This is a genomic window from Gillisella terrae, from assembly GCF_004801395.1.
Lineage (GTDB): Bacteria > Pseudomonadota > Alphaproteobacteria > Rhizobiales > Rhizobiaceae > Allorhizobium > Allorhizobium terrae.
On sequence record NZ_SSOA01000006.1, the window covers coordinates 111,721 to 132,256 of the forward strand.

Annotated in this window: 16 protein-coding genes and 2 pseudogenes; 7 read left to right on the forward strand and 11 right to left on the reverse strand. The window is 56.8% G+C overall.

Annotated elements, in window-relative coordinates; translation table 11 throughout:
* Positions 1-56 precede the first annotated feature (56 nt).
* Positions 57-1,103: an autoinducer 2 ABC transporter substrate-binding protein gene (locus E6C51_RS12930; RefSeq protein ID WP_190236263.1), complete on the reverse strand. Its 1,047-nt coding sequence runs from the start codon at positions 1,101-1,103 to the stop codon at positions 57-59.
* Between the two features lie 388 nt (positions 1,104-1,491).
* Here E6C51_RS12930 and E6C51_RS12935 point away from each other — a divergent pair, with 388 nt between their 5' ends.
* Positions 1,492-2,223 carry a DeoR/GlpR family DNA-binding transcription regulator gene (locus tag E6C51_RS12935; protein ID WP_190236264.1) on the forward strand — a complete coding sequence of 244 codons (732 nt, stop codon included), beginning with the start codon at positions 1,492-1,494 and terminating at the stop codon, positions 2,221-2,223.
* Positions 2,224-2,299: 76 nt separating this feature from the next.
* On the opposite strand, the pseudogene E6C51_RS12940 reads toward E6C51_RS12935, so the two are convergent.
* Positions 2,300-2,626, reverse strand: a pseudogene (locus tag E6C51_RS12940) (thiamine pyrophosphate-dependent enzyme); the annotation flags it as partial.
* On the opposite strand from E6C51_RS12940, the pseudogene E6C51_RS20275 reads away from it, so the two are divergent.
* A pseudogene (locus E6C51_RS20275) lies at positions 2,620-2,829 on the forward strand (DDE-type integrase/transposase/recombinase); the annotation flags it as partial. The pseudogenes E6C51_RS12940 and E6C51_RS20275 overlap by 7 nt on opposite strands.
* 93 nt (positions 2,830-2,922) lie before the next feature.
* On the opposite strand, the gene E6C51_RS12950 reads toward E6C51_RS20275, so the two are convergent.
* On the reverse strand, positions 2,923-3,351 hold the full coding sequence (locus E6C51_RS12950) for an Lrp/AsnC family transcriptional regulator (RefSeq protein WP_146935967.1): 429 nt from the start codon (positions 3,349-3,351) through the stop codon (positions 2,923-2,925).
* 131 nt (positions 3,352-3,482) lie between these two features.
* On the opposite strand from E6C51_RS12950, the gene E6C51_RS12955 reads away from it, so the two are divergent.
* Positions 3,483-4,586: a saccharopine dehydrogenase family protein gene (locus E6C51_RS12955; RefSeq protein WP_190236266.1), complete on the forward strand. Its 1,104-nt coding sequence runs from the start codon at positions 3,483-3,485 to the stop codon at positions 4,584-4,586.
* Positions 4,587-4,654: 68 nt separating this feature from the next.
* Here the strand turns inward: E6C51_RS12955 and E6C51_RS12960 are convergent, their stop codons facing one another.
* A complete protein-coding gene (locus tag E6C51_RS12960; protein ID WP_190236267.1) occupies positions 4,655-6,142 on the reverse strand; it encodes a xylulokinase in 1,488 nt (495 codons plus the stop codon).
* Between the two features lie 178 nt (positions 6,143-6,320).
* Here E6C51_RS12960 and E6C51_RS12965 point away from each other — a divergent pair, with 178 nt between their 5' ends.
* The 4 genes from E6C51_RS12965 to E6C51_RS12980 are packed head-to-tail and all read left to right on the forward strand — an operon-like array spanning position 6,321 to position 11,051.
* Positions 6,321-7,841, forward strand: coding sequence for an ABC transporter substrate-binding protein (locus E6C51_RS12965; protein WP_190236268.1), 1,521 nt, complete (start codon positions 6,321-6,323; stop codon positions 7,839-7,841).
* Complete coding sequence (locus tag E6C51_RS12970; RefSeq protein ID WP_146935959.1) at positions 7,838-8,773, forward strand: ABC transporter permease; 936 nt, start codon at positions 7,838-7,840, stop codon at positions 8,771-8,773. Before E6C51_RS12965 ends, E6C51_RS12970 begins: the two co-directional genes overlap by 4 nt.
* Positions 8,770-9,588 carry an ABC transporter permease gene (locus E6C51_RS12975; protein WP_190236269.1) on the forward strand — a complete coding sequence of 273 codons (819 nt, stop codon included), beginning with the start codon at positions 8,770-8,772 and terminating at the stop codon, positions 9,586-9,588. Before E6C51_RS12970 ends, E6C51_RS12975 begins: the two co-directional genes overlap by 4 nt.
* A complete protein-coding gene (locus tag E6C51_RS12980; RefSeq protein WP_190236270.1) occupies positions 9,585-11,051 on the forward strand; it encodes an ABC transporter ATP-binding protein in 1,467 nt (488 codons plus the stop codon). Before E6C51_RS12975 ends, E6C51_RS12980 begins: the two co-directional genes overlap by 4 nt.
* A gap of 23 nt (positions 11,052-11,074) precedes the next feature.
* On the opposite strand, the gene E6C51_RS12985 is transcribed toward E6C51_RS12980, so the two are convergent.
* From E6C51_RS12985 to E6C51_RS13015, 7 genes are all read right to left on the reverse strand, one after another.
* A complete protein-coding gene (locus E6C51_RS12985; RefSeq protein ID WP_190236271.1) occupies positions 11,075-12,343 on the reverse strand; it encodes a glycerate kinase type-2 family protein in 1,269 nt (422 codons plus the stop codon).
* 161 nt (positions 12,344-12,504) lie between these two features.
* Positions 12,505-14,196 carry a glycerol-3-phosphate dehydrogenase/oxidase gene (locus E6C51_RS12990; RefSeq protein ID WP_190236272.1) on the reverse strand — a complete coding sequence of 564 codons (1,692 nt, stop codon included), beginning with the start codon at positions 14,194-14,196 and terminating at the stop codon, positions 12,505-12,507.
* On the reverse strand, positions 14,193-15,725 hold the full coding sequence (locus E6C51_RS12995; RefSeq protein WP_190236273.1) for an FGGY-family carbohydrate kinase: 1,533 nt from the start codon (positions 15,723-15,725) through the stop codon (positions 14,193-14,195). Before E6C51_RS12995 ends, E6C51_RS12990 begins: the two co-directional genes overlap by 4 nt.
* 56 nt (positions 15,726-15,781) lie before the next feature.
* Complete coding sequence (locus E6C51_RS13000; protein WP_190236336.1) at positions 15,782-16,630, reverse strand: DeoR/GlpR family DNA-binding transcription regulator; 849 nt, start codon at positions 16,628-16,630, stop codon at positions 15,782-15,784.
* 130 nt (positions 16,631-16,760) lie between these two features.
* Positions 16,761-17,708, reverse strand: a complete 948-nt coding sequence (locus tag E6C51_RS13005; protein ID WP_190236274.1) for a D-ribose ABC transporter substrate-binding protein — start codon at positions 17,706-17,708, stop codon at positions 16,761-16,763.
* Positions 17,709-17,931: 223 nt separating this feature from the next.
* A complete protein-coding gene (locus tag E6C51_RS13010; protein ID WP_190236337.1) occupies positions 17,932-18,972 on the reverse strand; it encodes an ABC transporter permease in 1,041 nt (346 codons plus the stop codon).
* 2 nt (positions 18,973-18,974) lie between these two features.
* Positions 18,975-20,534 (reverse strand): sugar ABC transporter ATP-binding protein, encoded by a 1,560-nt coding sequence (locus E6C51_RS13015; protein ID WP_190236275.1) that lies wholly within the window; start codon positions 20,532-20,534, stop codon positions 18,975-18,977.
* Positions 20,535-20,536: the final 2 nt, after the last annotated feature.

The window sequence follows — 20,536 nt, forward strand, 5'->3', positions numbered from 1 at the left end:
GGCTGAAAAACACGGAAATAAAAGGAGAGAGGGCTACCCTCCCTCCTCGGCTCGGATCAGAAATTATACTTATCCATGTTTTCTTTGGTCACACCGACCCAACCTGCACCATAAAGCAGATGTGGGTTGGAAGCGTCTGGAACCAACAGACTTTCGTAACCGGGCAGACCGAGGTTGAGACCGGCCTTGATCTGATCATTCTTCTTTTCGAGAACAGCCACAGCCAACATGTTCATGGCATAGCCAGCAACGGCCGGATCCCAGAACTGGATGTACTGTATGTTATCATTCTTGAGGTATTCGCCGGCAACAGAAACCAGACCGGTCCCCGCAAAGAACACTTTGCCCGACAGACCGCTCTCGGCGATCAGACGGCCAGCACCTGCGGATGTTGGCATTGGAGCACCCAGAATACCGGTGATGCCCGGATAGGCCGTCATCGCTTCCTTGAGCTTGGTGTAATCGGTATTGGCATCGTCATAGGTTTCCAGACGCTCGGTCGCCATCGACATGTCCGGGAAATTGGCCTTCTGATACGCAACGGCACCATCAATCCATTCCATCTGCGACTTGGACGTCAGGCTGCCGACGGTGGCAATATATTTGCCCTTTCCGCCCATGGATTTGCCAAGTTCCTTCATCAGGTTGGCACCATAGGCCTTGTTGTCGAAAGCTTCGATGTCAAAATCGACGTTCTTAATGTTAGAGGCCTCATGGCTGATAACCACAATGCCGCGATCGCGTGCTTTCTTGAGTACCGGCTCAACCGCTTCAACCGAGAATGGGACGATGGCGATGGCATCAACACCCTGAGCGATCAGGTTTTCAACGATCTGCACCTGAGCTGCGGCGTCAGCCTGACTTGGGCCAACCATCCAGACATCATTCCCAGTGTCGCCCTTGAATTGGTCGACACCCTCGCGCATGCGGTCAAACCACGCGATACCATCAACCTTCACAACGGTTGCAATTGTGTACTTCTTGCCGCTCGGTGACGTGATCAACTCCTTGTTGACCTTCGACGTATCAACGGCACTCTGCGCAAAGACCGCTGACGCCGAAAGCGACGCAGCAAGCGCAATGGTTGCGAAAATTTTATTCATAGATAGCTCCTCCCATGGAAATTCCGATGTGCGACATCGATCCAGTCGCAAAACTCGGCAATATTCAACCTCCAGCATTCAACCTCCAGCGCCGGCACGCACCTCTCGTGTCCGACACGTCCTCACCCTTTCGGAATAGGATTCCCACATCCTACCGATAGATCATGACAGCGGTCCTTCGTGCGCCGTATTGGCGCAAGACGCTGTCGATGACCTAGAAACCTGTTGTTTTCCTCTCCCGATGATGCGAATTATGATGTTACAACTCGATCATTATGTTACGATCGTTTCATATTTGTTATTCCCTTGTCAAGCGCAGCAATGGGCAATTGTCAAGAAAGTGACACCCAAATCACAAGCGTGCAAATGAACCGAAAGCGGAGATACGGTGAGCAGAATAAGTGCACACAACGCCAGGCTGAATGCGTTGGCTCTTCTTGTTCAGGAAACGGGCGTCCTGCGACTGCGAGATGCGGCTTCCCGGCTCGGCGTATCTGAAATTACCATTCGCCGCGACATTGCCACTGATGATCGCAAGCAGTTGAGCTGTCTTGGTGGCTACATTATTCCAATCCAGGATGGCGTAATCAGCAGCGATTACGTGCTGGAGCAGGAAAAGGATAGCCACGCGACGGCCAAAGAGCGTGCCTGTGCGCAGGCGGCAGCGCTGATCGAGGCTTACGATACAGTGTTTATTGACTGCGGAACGACAACGCCTCATCTGGCGCGACACATTCCGGCCAACGCCCATGTCACCGTTATCTGCTACTCCCTCAATGTTGCAGAGGAGCTGGCGAGCAGAAGCGATGTCCGATTGATTATGCTCGGGGGGCTCTATCACCCGGAAGCGGCATCCTTTTCGGGGGATGAAGGCATTGAGGTTCTAAACCGTATCAACATCAACAAGGCATTTCTGTCGGCCGGTGGCGTAGACGAACAGCACGGGGTCACCTGCTCGCATTTCCATGAAGTGCCAATCAAGCAAATGGCTATGCACCGCTCGGTGCAAAAATATCTGGTGGTGGACAGCAGCAAGTTCAGCAAGGTGCGCGCCGCGCGTTACGCTTCCATTCGCGACTTCAAGTCAATTATCTCAGACCAGCCTGCACCATGGGGTTGAAACAGCTGCGAGCATTGGCCGACAATGCGTCGAGTGTCGCTGACAGCGCATCTCGCTTCCATTCAAGCGTATGCCATACGGCAGAAAACCGTTCCCGGGCCTGCCGGTTCAGATCAGCAAATTCCCCGACGCGGCTCGGCGTTGCCTTCTGGGCAATAGCCTGTGTCAGTGCGGCAGTTCCCGCCGTCGCATCAGCTACGATCGCGACATCTGGCTTCAGACGCGCCAATTCCGTCGGATCGATGTCGATGCGGATGACCTTGAGTCCCCTGGGGAGCCGTCTCCAGCGCATGAACTCAAGTTCAAGACGGCTACCAATGCCCTTGCTGGAGCGATGCGACGTGACTGGAGCATTAAGCGCCTCTGCCAGTGCAGCGATCTTCAGACCGGCATTGACTGTACCGTGCAATTGACAAGCATCGCAATCCGATCGACTTTTTACGAATGGCAAAGCGCGATTTCGGTGCCGCCAAACGGTTCTTCCGCGAGATGCTGAAGGACGAGCCCCTTCTCTCGCTGTGAAAGATCGGTACCGACGGCACCAATACCTTTCGCGCAACGATCAAAACAGCCGTCTATGACAGGTTCCTGTGTTCAGACCCGGTACAGGCATCGTGAATTTATGCAGCAAATTTAAAATGTTACAGCGTCATGCGCCATATACGATGAGAGACGCTGGCAGCAACGCCGGAGCTTTTTCTATCTGGAAATCCGTGTTGAGAGGATAATCGATGACAGGGTTCGCTCCACCCCGTCAATTGTGCCAATCTCGTCAATTGCTTGATCCAGCTCAGTAATCGATGGAGCTGCGAGAAGGGCAATAAGATCGAAATTGCCGCTGACTGAGTGCAGCGCGGTCACCGGTTTTAATCGCTCAAGCGCACTCACCACTTGGGAGAGCGCCTTTGGCGCAATGGTGATCAGAATATGGGCGCGGATCAGCGATGAAGCGTAGCGGTCGGAAAGCCGCACGCCATAACCGGCAATCACGCCTTGCGCCTCCAGCCGCTCAATCCTCGCCTGCACAGTGGTGCGCGACAGGCCAAGCTTTTTGGCAAGGGTTGCCACCGGCATCCGGCTGTTTTCGCTCAGCAGGGCTAACAATTCACGATCCTTGTCATTCAGCATGGAATGTCACTTTGTCTATTATGATTGGCATATTGTCTGAATTTGACCTTTATTATGCTCATTTCAACACTGTGAATCAACAGTCAGGCAGCGCAAAATAATGTCCAGAAAGCTATTCAAAGGGGAATATCATGAAGGACATCATCGTTATCGGCGCAGGCAAGATTGGCGGTGCCATTGCGCTCATGCTGGCCGCGACCGGCGATTACAAGGTCACGGTGACGGATCGCAGTTCCGAGCAGCTTGCCAAGATCGACAAGCATCCGGCGATTTCCACATCCCTGCTTGATATTGCCGATCAGGCCCAGCTGGTCAAAGCGCTTTCGGGCAAATTTGCCGTTCTTTCTGCCGCGCCCTTCAACCTCACCGGCCTGATTGCCGAAGCCGCGAAATCGGCAGGCGTGCATTACCTTGACCTGACCGAAGATGTGGCAACGACCAAAAAGGTCGAGCAATTGGCCCAAGATGCGGATGTCGCCTTCATTCCCCAGTGCGGCCTTGCACCGGGCTTCATTTCCATTGTTGCCAATGATCTGGCCAAACACTTTGACAGCCTCGACAGTGTGCGTATGCGCGTTGGTGCCTTGCCGCAATATCCGTCCAACGCGCTGAACTATAACCTGACATGGAGCACAGACGGGCTGATCAACGAATATATCGAGCCTTGCGAAGCCATTGTCGAAGGCAGGTTCGTCACGGTTCCGGCCATGGAAGAGCGCGAAGAGTTTTCGTTGGATGGTGTGACCTATGAGGCTTTCAACACCTCAGGCGGTCTCGGCACGCTCGCCAAGACGCTGGAAGGGAAAGTGCGGACCATGAATTACCGCACCATCCGCTACCCCGGCCACCAAGTGATCATCAAGGCGCTGTTGAATGATTTCAACCTGAAAAACCGCCGCGATGTGCTGAAAGACCTGTTTGAAAACGCGCTGCCTGCCACCATGCAGGATGTGGTGGTGATCTTTGTCACTGTTTGCGGCTGGAAAGACGGACGTTACTTGCAGGAAACCTATGCCAACAAGGTTTATGCCGGTGTTGTGGCAGGCAAAAAGATGAGCGCCATCCAGATCACCACGGCAGCAGGGATCACCACTGTTCTGGATCTGCTTGCTGAGGGCAAGCTGCCACAGAAGGGCTTTGTGCGTCAGGAAGAAATCACCCTGGATGATGTGCTGACCAACCGCTTCGGCCGCGCCTATGATCCAGCAGCGCAGCACCTCAAAGAAGCTGTCTAAGAGAAAAGACGATCACCCCTGTCTGGGCGGTGCTAAGCGCCGCCTGTCCTATCGGTCCAAGGGGGGGCTTACGTTCCAGGCAACCGGCAGGAGGCCAGACGGTGAGATGCGGTGCGGACCGGCTCTAAAGTGTCGAGGAAAATTGCATAAAGCTCGTCATAAAACCGGCTCTCGGCAGCTTGTGGCTCAAAACGTCGCCAAGGTGCCGAAATGCCCTCCGTCGCTTGCGCAATACTTGAGACAAGTGAAAGCCCAAAGCGAGCAACCGCAAGGCACCCCATAAGCCCGACCTCCTCGGCCTCGGAAACGATAACCGGTCTTTTGAGAATATTCGCCCTGATCTGGTTCCAGTCGGCATTGCGGGCACCGCCGCCGCCGAGGCGGATCTCCTGGACCTCCTGCCCTGCCCCCGCCTCTGCCCGCTCCAACACCATGCGGTTGACAAAGCTAACCCCTTCCATGGCACCGCGCACCAGATCACCCGGCTTATGGCTGGCCATCAATCCCATAAAACTGGCGCGGATATCTCGATCCCAGAGCGGTGTGCGCTCACCATGCAGATAGGGATGGAAAAGAAGGGGCAAGCCGGTCTGCTGCGACAGAAGAGCCGCGAGCCGTTCGTCGAACGGGCGCTCATCTGGCATCAGGCTGTTGACCATCCACGTCAGCACGTTTGCGCCATTCAGTCCGGGGCCGCCCAGTTGCCACAGAGTATCCGCCCAAGGCATTGTGATTAAACCCGGCACTTCTGCTTGTGCGTCGGACAGGATGCCGAATACTTCCGACGAGCCGGAAATGCAGTAGGCCATTGCATTCTTGAGCGCGCCAAGGCCAGCCGCTGCCGTCCATGTGTCGTTGCAGCCGCAAAAAACACTCGCCCCCGCGATCCTGCCAAGCGCGCCCGGCATGTGTTTCAAAACGGTTCCGACAGCCTCATGCGGCCTTCTCAATTCTGGCAGCAAAGACCTGTCTAAACCCGCCAAAGCCGTCAGCGCATTCTCTCCGCCCTCCATCGCACTCCGCAGCCAGAATTGCGAAATGGGGTCCGAGGCCAGCGCGCCTGTGAGCTTGAAGTTTAAATAGTCCTTCGGCTCAACAACCCATTTGGTCTTTTCCCAGACGGCGGGCTCGTTATGCTTCAGCCACAGGATGCGCGCCAGCGGATGGAAGGCATTGAAGTGGCGAACAAGCGGATGATCCGCAACGCCGGGACGCAACAACACGTCTTCCACAACGCCCTGAGCCCGTGAGTCCCGGAAGGTGATTGCCGGGCACACGGGCAGGCCATCATCGTTGAGAAACACCTGCGTTCGGGTGAACCCGCACAGGACAACCGCCTCTATGCCTGCCAGTCCGTCTGGAATGTGCTTGTCCAATCGATCTGCGACCGTCTGTAGCGCCGTCCACCAGCCGTCTGGCTGCTGTTCAGATTTGTTGATCTCATCCTCGATGAAGACATTGGCAACGCGCTCGGTGGCAATCAACGTGCCATTGAGGTCAAATACCCCGGCTTTGAGCGATGATCCGCCCAGATCAACCAATAGCGCTCGTCTCATGCAGTGAACTCCTGATTTGAATTTTCAAGCAGCACGATGTGGAGCCGTCCGCCCACCGGCGTTTTCAACAGGCAGATGGCATCCTCCGTCCGTTCGAGGGATAAATGGTCTTGAAGGACTCGACAAACAAAATGCTCATAACTAAAGACGTAATAATATAACATTATGAGGCGAACTTATGTTCAAGACATCCCTTTTTGTGGCATCGATCGTGATGCTATTTTCCGGCTCGGCACTGGCTGGCGTGAAAGACGCATCCGTAAACGTGGTGGCTCCTTTTGAGATCACCGGCCTGGACCCCGCCAAGTCGGGCGATATTTTTCTGCGGATGGGCATTGTCGAAACACTGGTTGAAGCGGACAAGAATGGCAATCCGATACCAGCCATCGCAAAAAGCTGGATCATTTCGCCAGACGGTAAGTCGGTGCGTTTCACGCTCCAGCCGGGCATCACCTTTCATGATGGATCGCCCCTTGTGGCAGAGCATGTTGCCAAAGCCTTGAACATTTCGCGCAGCAAGCCGGGCCTTCTGAGCAAGGCCCCGATTGAAGCCATCACTGCCGACGGTCCAGATACTGTTGTTGTGACGTTGAGTCGGCCTTTTGCCCCGCTACTGGCTTTTCTGGCCGAGAGCCGAGCGCAGATTCTGGCACCGTCAGCCTATGAGGGCGACGCCGTCAAGGCTGTTATCGGGACCGGCCCCTTTAAGCTGACGCGGATCGAGGCGCCGCAAAGCCTCGCCGTTGAACGCTTTGATGGCTATTGGGGTCACAAACCAAGCATTGAGAAAGCGACCTATCTCACTGTCAGCCGCAGCGAGACCCGCGCCTTGATGGCGGAAAGCGGCGATGCTGACTATGTCTTCAATCTCGATCCGGCCAGCAGAACCCGTCTGGCCAAAAGCACCAAGGTTAAACTGCTTTCAACCTCAATTCCACGCAGCGTCCTTTTGAAGGTGAATGCAGGTCTGACCTCATTGAAGGACGTCAAGGCGCGCGAGGCCCTGAGCCTTGCCATTGACCGCGAAGGATTGGCGGTTGCCATCTTGCGCTATCCCGCCGCCGCAACCCAGCTCTTCCCGCCAAGCGTCGGCAATTGGCATGACCCGTCGCTTGCCCCTCTCGCCTATGATCCAGCCAAGGCCAAATCCCTTCTTGCCGAGCTTGGCTGGAAATCGGGGCCAGATGGTATGTTGCAAAAGGATGGCAAACCCCTCGCCCTGACACTGATCACCTATCCCGACCGCCCGGAACTGCCGTTGATTGCCGCCGTCCTTCAGGAACAGTTCAAGGAGATCGGTGTTGCCTTGACAATCAACGCCACCAATTCGAGTGAAATCCCCGCGAAGCATCAGGATGGCACTTTGGAACTGGCGTTGATGGCGCGCAATTTCGCACTGGTTCCTGATCCCATCGGAACCATGCTGTCTGACTATGGCCCCAACGGCGGTGACTGGGGAGCGATGAACTGGACCAATCCGACCTTCAACAAGGCGCTTGACGCCCTTAGCCGCGTGACGGATCCGGCAGAAGCCAGCGCCTTGCGTCACCAGGCTGTCGCGACCATCCAAAGCGATATGCCTGTTATTCCGATTGCCTGGTATCAGCAGACAATTGCGGTTTCACCAAAGCTGGAGGGGGCGATGATCGACCCCTTTGAGCGCAGTTTCGGCCTACAGACCATGCGGTGGGTAAAATGATCCGGGCGATCACCAGCCGTCTCATTCAGGCCGCTCTTGTGGCACTGATGGTTGGCATTCTGACATTCATCATGGCAAGGTCGCTTCCCGGCGATCTTGCCTACCGGATCGCGGCTGGCCGCTATGGCTACGATATTGTCGATAGCGCCGCGGCTGCGAAAGTGGCAGCGGAGCTTAACACCGGCCAGACATCATTTGCAGCCCTTGGGCAATGGCTGCTGGATCTGTCGCGTTTTGATCTCGGCACATCGCTGGTGACGGGAGAGCCCGTGATACAGGCTATCCACCTTCAGTTGAGCCATACGCTCGAATTGTCGCTGGCAGCCATCCTGCTATCGCTTCTGATTGGCCCACCTTTGGGCGTTCTGGCCGGTCTGCGACCGGGCGGTCTGCTTGATCGTGCGCTGATGTTGCTCTCAACCGCGCTTCGGGCCCTACCGCAATTTGTCCTTGGCCTTATCCTGATTGTGATTTTCGGCCTCACTCTCAATATCTTGCCAACCGCTGGGCACGAACATGGTGGACACCTGATCCTGCCTGCCCTCACGCTGGCGCTTGGCCTCGCGGCCGTGTCCAATCGCGTCGCCAGAGACACCATGCTGTCCGTGTCACAATCCGCATACTATGCCTTTGGCCGCACCAAGGGCCTCTCGGAATGGCAGGTCTTTCGCCGTCACGGCCTGCGCAATATTGCCGTGCCGATCATCACCTATCTCGGAGTGCAACTGGTCTATCTTGTTGAAGGCGTGGTGGTGGTTGAGACGCTGTTCGCATGGCCGGGAATTGGGCATGCCCTGGTTCATGCTATTTTCGGGCGGGATGTGCCGATGATTCAAGGCACAGCCCTGATCATGGGCTTGTTCTTTGTCATCCTCAACGCAGGCATCGACCTTTTGTGCCACACGATTGATCCTCGGAGACGGACGCTATGACGGCTCTCGACTTTACCGCACCACCTGAAACACGCTGGCCACTGCGGCGATTGACCGGAATTGCGATTCTGGCAAGCTTGCTGCTCTTTGCCTTCCTGCCCTTGTTGATCGGTGGTGAAGACCCGTTAAAACAATCCTTGCGCCTTTCCCTGCAAGGGCCAACGGCAGAGAACTGGTTCGGATATGACCACCTTGGCCGTTCGATGCAAGCGCGCTTGTCAGCGGCGATGCGGCTATCCCTCGGGCTTGCCGGGCTTTCCGTGCTGACAGCAATGATCCCCGGTGCACTTCTGGGTATTGCCGCCGCCTGGCGGGGTGGTTTTGTTGATAGAGCCATCGGCAGCGTCTCCGAAGCCTTTATGGCGCTGCCCGGACTGCTCTTGGTGCTGATGCTGACCGCGATTGTGCCCGATAGCGCGACCACGCTCTATCTGGGGATTTCCCTTGTGCTCTGGGTCGAATACTTCCGCATCACCCGCGCTCTTGCCAAACCTTTGCTCACCTCGCCAGCCGTGGAGGCTTCAAGACTTCTCGGGTTCGGACCCGCTTATATCCTGCGCCGACACCTGTGGCCGGATATCGCACCGGTGCTGTTGACCGTGGGGGCCTATGGCGCGGCTTCAGCGATCATGGCCATCGCGGCACTCGGCTTCGTCAGTGTTGGTGTTCGGCCCCCTACGCCTGAGCTGGGGTCCATGATGATCGAACTTCTTCCCTATTACGAGGAAGCGCCGCACGCCATTCTCCAGCCCATCGCGCTGATTTTCCTGATCGTTTTGGCCTTGCAACTCATTGGGGGAAAGAACAAGCCATGACCGTTTCACTCAACGTGACCAATGCAACGGTGTTCACACCCAGCAATGTTCTTGTGCAGCCTGTCAACCTCGCCCTTCGCGCTGGCCGCGCTTTCACCATTCTGGGCGAAACGGGATCGGGTAAAAGCCTGCTCACCCAAGCGATCATGGGAACCCTGCCGGACGGCCTCATAGCCAATGGTGAAGCCATCCTTGACGGCAACACCCTGGACCTCGCCAATCCCTCAGGACATCGCGCCTTTTGGGGGCGCAAGATCAGCATTTTGCCGCAGGAACCATGGCTGGCGCTCGACCCGACCATGCGCGCGGGTGCCCAGATTGCCGAAGGCCATCGATATGTTGGCGGCATGACTGCTTTGAGAGCTCGTGCACAAGCCCGTAACGACCTGATGGCTTTGGATGTCGCCGATGCAGAAGGCAAATTACCGGGCGAACTTTCGGGTGGCATGGCCCAGCGCGTCGCCTTTGCCGCAGCGACAACGGGCGGTGCGCGGATTGTGATTGCCGACGAACCAACCAAGGGGCTGGACATTGCGCGCCGGGATGATGTCATCGCTTTGTTGATGAAAGAAATTGAGGCCGGGGGCACGGTCCTCACCATCACCCATGATCTGGCACTCGCCCGGCAAATGGGCGGTGACGTCGCCGTTATGCTCAATGGGCGGATTGTCGAGCAGGGAGAGACCGCAAGCGTTCTGGCTGATCCCGCCCATGCGTATACGCGCCGTCTGATTGCTGCCGATCCCGAGAATTGGCACAAAACGGCAACGCGACCTGCCATCCCGCGCGATCCTATCCTGACCGCCCGCTCCCTCGCGAAGCGTCGGGGCGGAAAGCACCTGTTTGAAGCGCTTGATGTGGATATTGCAGCAGGCGAAATTGTCGGCGTGACAGGCCCCAGTGGCTCCGGCAAAAGCACACTCGGTGACATTCTTTTGGGTCTGCTGCCGCCGGACACAGGATCTGTCAACCGCCCTAAAGCAATTGCGCGGACGCGCTACCAGAAGCTCTATCAGGATCCGCCCTCTGCATTCCCGGCCAAGATCCGCATCGGCACTGGGCTGGATGATCTTATCCGCCTCCACCGACTGGATTCAACGCGGATTGCCCCGCTGATGGATCGTCTTCATTTGTCGCAGACATTGCTGAAACGCTTACCCACCGAAGTATCCGGCGGCGAATTGCAGCGCTTTGCGCTGCTGCGCGCCCTCATCCTTGACCCCGTTTTCCTCTTCGCCGACGAGCCGACATCAAGGCTCGATCTCATCACGCAACAGGAAACCATTCAACTCCTGACCGAACTGGCACGCGAACAAAATTGCGCAGTGCTGATCGTGAGCCACGATCCAGCGATCATAGAACACACCTGTGACCGGAGACTGGACATTTCGCGCGGAACCTCTTCGACGGGCACCGTACCGCACAGCCATGTCAACTTCAGCGCGGTGCGCCATATTTGGTGAAAGGCGCTGGAGCCCCCGATACCTCATCCAATCAGGATCGCCCGGATATCATTGACATTGGTCAGCGTCGGGCCGGTGACAACCAGATCACCAATGGCCTTGAAAGCCGTATGGCTGTCATGGTTGGCGAGAGCCTGACGCGGCGCGATACCGGCCTGCTTCAGCCGGACAAGCGTATCTGGGCCAATAATTGCGCCTGCGGCATCCTCGACCCCATCAATTCCGTCGGTGTCGCCAGCAATTGCCCAAACAGAAGCAAGACCGTTCAAACCGAGGGCAAGGCTGAGGAGAAATTCGGTGTTGCGCCCTCCCCGTCCGGTGCAGCCCTTCGGCAGTGACACCGAGGTTTCGCCACCAGACAAGATGACGGCGGGAGCGGAAACGGGAAGCCCCTTGCTCTTCACCGACTGGGCAATGCCGGCAAAGACAGTGCCGACCTCCCGTGCTTCGCCCTGCAATGCGTCGCCCAAAATGATGCTGGGCAATCCCTCTTGCCTGCAAATCTCCGCCGCCGCTGCCAAAGCCATCGAAGGCGAGGCAATCAGCCGGACATCAACATTCATTGGCGCGGGAGAAATCTGGCTTTGCTTCTGCGCAAGAACCTGCTGTGCCGCTTCCGGCAAATCAAGCTTATACCGCGCAACAATCTCACGGGCATCCTCAAGCGTTGTCTGTGTCGGCACGGTTGGTCCAGATGCAATTTCGGAAGGATCATCACCCGGAACGTCGGAGATCACCAGCGTTACCACCTTTGCCGGATAGGCCGCCTGTGCCAGGCGTCCGCCCTTGATGGTGGACAATTGCTTGCGCACCGTATTCATTTCCGCAATCGTCGCACCACTGGCCAGCAATGCCGCGTTCACGGCCTGCTTGTCTGCCAGGGTCATGCCACCAGCCGGAGAGACGAGCAGCGAGGAACCGCCGCCGGAAATCAGCGCAATAACCAGATCGTCAGGCCCAAGACCGCGAACGCTTTCCAGAATACGTTTGGCCGCTTCCACACTCATGGCATCAGGAACAGGATGCGCCGCCTCGATGATTTCGATCCGCCCGGCAGACACGGCATGACCATAACGTGTGACCACAATACCGCTCAAATCAACATCCTGCCATGCAGTGTCGAGCGCCGCTGCCATGGCCGCCGAGGCTTTCCCGGCCCCGATCACCACACATCGCCCAGACGGGCGCTCGGGCAAATGCGCAGCAACAACTTTGGCCGGATCGGCGCTGGCAACCGCAGCGTTGAAAATTCGACGCAGCGTGGCCCGTGCAGAGGTATCATTCCAACTCATGCGGAAGCCGCCACTTTAAGGATATTGGAACCGGCGATTGTCTGGCAGACAGCCGCCGCGATCGGCGAAATCTTGTGTTCATGCATCAGAATTCTCCGTATCGGCTGTATCATTCCTCAAGTCAGACTCACTGTAAGGAATGGTGCAGCAGATTAACAGTGCTACCGCGCCGCGGCCATTGGCGGGCGAAGGTTTACGCCGTGGCGGTCGCGCAATTGCTGGATCACGGCTTCTATCTCTTCGGTCTGTCGTGCCGCATCCCATCCAAGGGTTGGGGCGGCAATGGCGGCGATTTCTTGCAAGGTTTGCCCACTCAACGCATTTTCAATCGCCATGCTGGTGCGGCGAAACACAATGTCTGCGAGGCTGACCACCAGTTCGTGCTTCACAAGCCAGTCGATTTCCAAGGCGCTGTAGGACGCCGCAGCACTCAAGCGTTGGTCATCCCCATAGGGCGAAGGTGTCGAGAGCATTGCTCGCGCCGTCGTGCCGTAGCGCGATAGTAACTCGGCAGCCCTTGCCGTGCTCAAGCCATATTGCTTGGCCAGATCGGCCACCCATTGGGCGCATGCATCATCGCTGGCGGGAAAATCCCGACCACCACCGATTGGCAGATTTTGCGTGCTGCAAACCCGTTTACGATCAAGCCTTGCAAGGACGCTATCCGTCACCTCTTCAGCGAAGCCGCGAAAGGTTGTCCATTTGCCGCCCACCAGAGAAATGATGGCAAAGGGCCGCTCACCGTTTGCCTCCAGCACGGGTGCGGAATGATCGCGGCTGATCAAGCCGGGGTTTTTGGCATCCGAGGCCGGGAGCGGACGAATGCCGCTGTAGCTGTACACCACCTGCTCACGGTCAAAGGACAGACCCGGTAGCAGGCTGCGCAAACTGTCGAGGAAATAATCCAGCTCTGGCTCTTCACAGCGCACCGCATCGGGGTTGTCGCTGGGAATATCCGTTGAGCCCACCAGAGCAAAGCCGAGATAGTCGTAGACCAGGCATATGCGCCCGTCATCGGCCTCAAAATAGATCATGTGGCCTTTCAGGCTTTGCAGCAGCTCCGGGTGGTCAAGCAGGATGTGCGAGCCTTTGGTGCCGCCGATCATCTTGGTGGGGGTACCCAGTGCTGCATTCACCCGATCAATCCACGGACCACTGGCATTGACCACAAGCGAGGGTTTTACCGAAAATGTCGTGTTGTCTTGCTGGCGAAAACTCAGAACACCTGCCTCACTTGCCACCAGATCGGTATAGGTAACCGCTCTGGACTGGGAATTGGCGTTGAGCCCGTCGCGCACCAGCTCATAGACCAACCTCTCAGGACGGCTGATTTTGGCATCATAATAAATGCCGCCCGCCACAATGCTGTCGGTCAAGGGCGGAATATGTTGTCGCGACGCGGCTTTAGACAAAAAGCGATGGCGCGGCATGACCCGATGGCGCGCGCCATAAAAATCATAAAGCGCTAAGCCGACCTTGATCAGCAAGGCACCTCGGCTACGCGGTGCCGTTGTTGATCCCGCAAGGGTGCGCAGCGCTGCGTAGATACCCCGCATCCATGAAAACGCCGGAATGAAGGTGGGCAGCGGCGTGACGCAATGGGGCGCGTTTTTTAACAGCAGGTTGCGCTCCAGTGTCGATTGCGCCACCAGCGAAAACTCGCCGGTTTCCAGATATTTCAGACCGCCGTGTATGAGGCGTGAGGGAGCGGCACTGGTGCCCGCGCCAAAATCGGTTTTCTCCACCAACAGGCATTTGATGCCCTGCTCGCACAGATCGCGAAACAGCCCGGCACCGTTGATGCCAGCACCGAGAATAACCACGTCAAAAAGGCTCTCATTACGGTCGTTCATAGCGCTACCTGCTGGGTGTCATTCAATGTAACCATTCGCGACCACATGGGGGCCATGACTGCTGCCAAATCCTGAAACAGCTCAAACCGTTGCTGATAGAAACTCGCCCTGCCCGCGTCTGGCACATAATGCTGCTCCAACTGATCCAGCGGGCGTGGGTCATGTCTGGGCGTTTCAAAAATATCGACACCGGAGCCCGCGCACAAAGCCGCACCCCAGGCGGCGGCCTCAGCTGTTGTGGTCACTGTCACCGGCATGTTCAGCACATCGCAAAACAGCTGGGCAACAGATGCGTTGCGCGACACGCCGCCGGTGAGGCGCACGCTGTCAAAGGCAAAGCCGGTGGTCAGATCATCAACATGCAGGCGATGATTGAAAGCGATGCCTTCCAGCACCGCGCGCAACAGATCGCCGCGATCATGCCAGCCGTTGAGCCCGAAAAATCCGGCACTGGCTTGCGCGCCAAAAGGAGAGCCGAACAGATAAGGGTGAAACATCACCGTCGAGGGCCTTGCAAAAGCCGCATCAATTTCAGCGGCCAGCAGCGTGTGGATGGATTGCCCATTGGCTTCGGCGGCCCGCGCCTCGGCATCACAAAGCCGATCAACAAACCAATCATAATTGGTGGTGGAAGCAGGCGAAATTGCCATATTGTTCCACTCACCGGCCGCGATACCGTTGCGGCAAAACCAGTTGCGGCTGACATTGGGCTGGAGCGACATTGTCTCGTTGATGGAATAGGTTCCGGCGATCACCGATGCAACCCCCGCACCATAACCGCCAATGCCCAGCGCTGATGCGGTCACATCATGCAGGCCTGCCACCACAGGCGTGCCGACAACCAGCCCGGTTTCCACGGCGGCTTTCGCACTGACCCCAGCCACCACGCAATCGGAACGGGAAATGGGCGGAAGCCACGGCCAGACCTCGTCAAGGCCAAACAGGGATAGCGCATCGCGGCTATAGGTCTGGCTTTGCACGTCGGTGAACGATGTGCTGGCCTCGGTGTAATCGGTTCCCACCTCACCGGTGAGGCAAAAGCGCAGCCAATCCTTGCAGCTCAGCACATGGCCAATACGGCCAAAGCGCTCAGGCTGGTGGCGCTTGATCCATGCCAGCAAGGCGGAAGGGGCGGACGCATGCGGCAATTGGCCGGTCAGCGCCAAAATTGCATTCGAGTCCGGGCCGTCGACCCATTGTTGCACTAACGCACCCGCTCGGCTATCGAGCGATAAAATACCAGCGCCCAAGGGTTGGTGGTGCTGATCAAGAAGGTAAATGCCATCACCATGGGCGGTTGCACCCACGGCTTGAATGTCAGACGCAGGCCGTCCCGATGAGGCAATCACCTCTTTGATGGCATCTGCGGTTGCCATCCAGAACGATTGCATATCACGTTCAACATGATGCGGCTTTGGCATGGCCTGGGCAATGCGACGGCGCGCAACGGCAATCTGCGTGCCATCCACGTCAAACAGAACGGCTTTGGTCACCGTCAGGCCACTATCAATTCCAAGCAGGCTTGGCATGCCGTCTCCTCTTTCCAGCAGGTCACGGCTTGCGCATGGTCTGCGCGGCCCGCCTGTTACGTCTTGTTTCGTGCGCCCCGTGCCACCAGCACATTGACGCCTTTGTCACGCATTCGATCCAGATCGATGTTGGGCATGCCCTCATCGACAATCACCACATCAAACTCTTTCAGCGCCGCAAAACTATGCAGAGCGCGGCGCTCAAATTTGGTGTGATCGGCCAGAAGAATGCGCTTGGCGGCACACTCAAACATGGCCCGCTTGGTATCCACCATTTCCGGCGATTGGTGAAAGGCGATGTCATCAATGATGGCCGACATCGACATGAAGGCGATGTCAGCGCGAAGCTGGCGGATTTCGTGGGTTGTCACCCGCCCCATGAACGCATTGCACCAATTGTAATAATGCCCGCCCAGACTGAGCAATGTCAGGTCACGCACATCCTTCAAGGCGTTGATCAAGGTCAGTGAATTGGTAATCGCTGTCAAAGGCACCTTGCCGGGGAGCTGCTGCACCATATGCTGCACAGTGGTGGAATCATCGAGAAAAATCGCCTGCCCCGGCTCCACGAAGGTCAGAGCCAGATCAGCAATCTGTTGTTTTTCATCGGCCTGACGGGTGGCGCGATAGACATCGCTGGCCTCAATCAGACTGGTGGGCGAGGCCGAGACAACGCCACGGGTTTTGCGAAACAGGCCCCGGCTGACCAGTTCATCCACATCGCGATGGGCGGTCATGAGGCTGATGCCAAAACGCTCGGTCAGATCCTCGATCCTCAGCGATCCTTCCGCCAGAATGGCCTCGGCAATCAACTGACGGCGCACCAGCTGGCGCGCATGGCGGCTGTCGCTGGGCAGTTCCGTGGAAAGAAGAGTGTCTAAATTGGCTTTTTTGCTCACGATCACGTCCGATGTTGATGGCACTCACACGTTGGTATCATCCATTGCAACACGCAGATCAACCGGCCAGCACAACGCTTTCGGCGAAAAACAAACAAAGGCGTGGCAGAGCCACGCCCCGATTTGCGGTGACCGCTTACTTCGACAACACAAAGGGTGCTGTGTATTTCGCCACATTGTCCTTGGTGATCAGCAGGCAATCAAACAGCTGCTTTTCAGCGCTGGCTCCGGTTTTGCCGGTCTTGATGAAACTGTCGGCCTGTTTCACCGCTTCGGCAGAAAACACAGCAACAGGCTGCAAAACGGTATATTGCAGCTCACCGGCCTTGATGGCGGCCACAGCATCTGGCGATCCATCGAAACCGCCAACCTTGACCTTGGACAGTTTACCGGCTTCCTTGAGGGCGGCAATCGCACCGAGCGCCATTTCATCATTGCCGCTGATCACGCCGATAATATCGGGATGCGCTTGCAGCATTGACTGCATCTTGTCATGGCCCTGGGTGCGGTCCCAGTTGGCCACTTCCTTGGCAACTTTGACCAGATCAGGATATTGGCTCAGGACCGTCTCGTAACCATTGGAGCGGGTTGCGGCGTTGTTGTCGGAAGGCGCGCCCAACAATTCGGCGTAATTGCCCTTGTCGCCCACATCAGCCACCCATTGGGTCGCACCAAGAGCCGCCCCTTGCGCATTGTTGGACACCAATTGCGCCTTGGCCAAACCTTCCTGATTGATCTCGGCATTGACCAAAAACACCGGAATGCCGGCCGCAACGGCCTTTTTCACCGCACCAACCGAGCCATCAGCATTGGCCGGGTCCAGAATGATGGCTTTGGATTTGTTGGTGATGGCGGTATCAATCAAACGGCTTTCCGTATTGGTGTCGCCTTTGTGGGCGCTGACGGTTGCCGTATAGCCCAGCTTTTCAGCTTCTGCTTTTGCCACCTGACCCTCCGTATACCAATAGGGGTTGGACGGATCATTGACGATAATCGTCATCAACCCATCGGCCCAGGATACGCTGGCCAGAAGCGGCAGAGCCGCAACGGCCGCAAACATGATTTTCATGGTTTTCTTCAACATTCACTCTCTCCCGTTAATTCAGTTCACCCATTTTGCCGAGAATCCGGCAGTCCTCCCGATGCGGCCCGTGAGCTACCCCACCCCGATGCGGAAAATTTTAAATTCACGAATGTCTGCCTTGGTTAGAGTCTGTCAGGTTCAGATTGAACCAGACAGGCTCTAAAATTCTTTGTTTTCGTTTGTCTTTTCGGGAAAACCGGATTCCACTTTTCCCTGACAAACTCTAATGACGTCCGTAACGAATGCTGTTGAGCAGCACGGCCATGACAATCACCGCGCCGGTAAACACGGTTTGCCAGTAGGAGGACACGCCGATGATCACCAGGCCATCCGACAGAAAACCAATCACGAAGGCCCCAAGCATGGTGCCCAGCACCGTGCCACGCCCGCCGGTCAGCGCCGCTCCGCCAATCACCACAGCCGCAATGGCGGTGAGTTCGTAAGATGTGCCCGCCGTTGGCCCCGCCGAGGTCAGTTGTGATGACAGCACAAGGCCTGCGATGGCGGCACACACGCCCGACAGCACATAGGCCGTGATCTTGACCCGCTTGACCGGAACGCCCGACAGCTCGGCTGCATTTTCATTGCCGCCCGATGCATAGAGCCAGCGGCCAAAGGCGGTGCGCATCAGCAAGATCGCGCACAAAATGGCAACGCTTGCCAGAACCAGCACGCCAATGGGCACGCCAAACAGGCGGTTAAAGCCCAGCCAGTCAAAGCCCATATTGCCATGCTCTGGTGTGCCACCCAGATTGTTAAACGTCAGACCATTGGTCATCAGCAGGGCGGCACCGCGCGCCACATACAAAACACCCAGGGTGGCCACAAAGGCAGGCACCCGCAAAAAGGCAATCAACACACCGTTGATAGCTCCGACAAAAGCCCCCAGCGCGCAGGTCATCACCACCACCGCCCAGACCGGCGGATAGAGAATGACACCATAGTCTTTCAGCACCACGCCCTGCATCAGAAAGCCTGCCACAACGCCGCAGAGACCAAGGGTGGAGCCGACTGAGAGATCAATGCCGCCGTTGAGGATCACCAGCAGCATTCCCAGGGCCAGCAAGCCATAAATGGCCACATGCGAGGCCATGATGAGGAAATTGTTCAAGGTGAAGTAATAGGGCGACAGCGATGAAAACACGGCAATAATTGCAATCAGCGCGAAAAATGCCCGTCCCTCGAACAGAAGCTGGATGATGTTGATCTGCCGTTTTGGCGGATGGATCTGGCTTTTTTTATCTATCGTGGTTGTTACCGACATCATCAATGCTCCATGCGTTCTGACGAATGCGCAACAACAGCCTGACCAGAGGCGGCCATGATCTGCTCCTTGCTTGCATCAGGTCCAAATTCTGCCGAAATGCTGCCGCGGCGCATCACGATGATGCGGTGGGCGATGCTCAGGCATTCTCCCACCTCGGAGGTGGAGTAAATCACGGCCAACCCCTCGCGTGCGCCCTCGGCCAACAGCTTGAACACTTCGGCTTTTGCGCCGATGTCGATGCCACGGCTGGGTTCATCCAGCAAAATGACGCGCGGGTTGGTGGCCAGCATTTTGCCAATCACCACCTTTTGCTGATTGCCGCCCGACAGGGCACCAATGGCGGAATTGCCGCCGCTGGTCTTGATATGCACCCGCTGGATGGAGCGATTGACAATCGCCTGCTCTTTGCTGTGCGAGGTAAAGAGCCCACGGACAAAATTGCTGATACTGGCCAGAGACAGATTGTTTCCAACCGTCATGGTTTGCACCAGCCCGTCGCGCTGGCGATCTTCCGGCACCAGAACAAGGCCTGCTGCGATGCAATCGGCAATGCGAAAATGCGAAATATCCTGACCTTGCAGCAGTATACGGCCGCTGGCAGCTGGCACCCGTCCGGCAACGCATTCCAGCAGTTCGGTGCGGCCAGCCCCCATCAAACCATAGATGCAGACAATTTCACCGGCGCGCACATTGAGTGACAGATTATCCACCACGGCATAGCCCTGACCGGGACCACCCTGAACCGTGACATTTTCAATCGACAGCGCAACATCACCCATGGTGTGACCCGTGGGTGGTGAGCCGAGATCGAAATTCTCGCCCACCATGTTGCGAACAATCCACTCAAGATCAATATCCTTGCGCTCGGCATAGGCTGTCATGGTGCCGTCGCGCAAAACCACGGCGTGGTCGGTGATCTGCAAGGCTTCTTCCAGATGGTGGGAGATGTAAACAATGGAAACGCCACGGCTTTTGAGATCGGAAATCAGCTTGAACAGCACCTCCACCTCGGAGGCGCTGAGCGCCGATGTTGGCTCATCCATGATCAGAATGCGCGAATTGACCGACAAGGCGCGGGCAATTTCAACAATCTGCTGCTGGCCAAGGCGCAATTCTTCCACCGGCGTCAGCGGATCAATGTCTTCTTCCAAATCTTGCAAAAGCGCGCGCGCCTGGCGCTCTTCCTCGGCATAATTTACCCCCGTGGCGCTTTTTATTTCGCGCCCCATGAAGATATTGTCTCGCACATTCATGTTGGGGGCGAGGCTGAGCTCTTGATGAATAATCGAGATACCAAGATCGCGGGCATGGGAGGACGAGGCCAAGGTTACCGCCTGCCCATCCAGCACAATTTCACCGGACGTGGGGCGCACAACACCGGAGAGAATTTTCATCAGGGTTGATTTTCCAGCCCCGTTTTCGCCAAACAGGGTGGTGACCTGACCGCGATAGATGTTGAAATTCACCCCTTTGAGCGCATGAATATTGCCATAGGATTTCGCCACATTGCGTGCGGCTAAAACCACTTGGGCAGAAGATGCGGATGCGAGATCAGCCATGG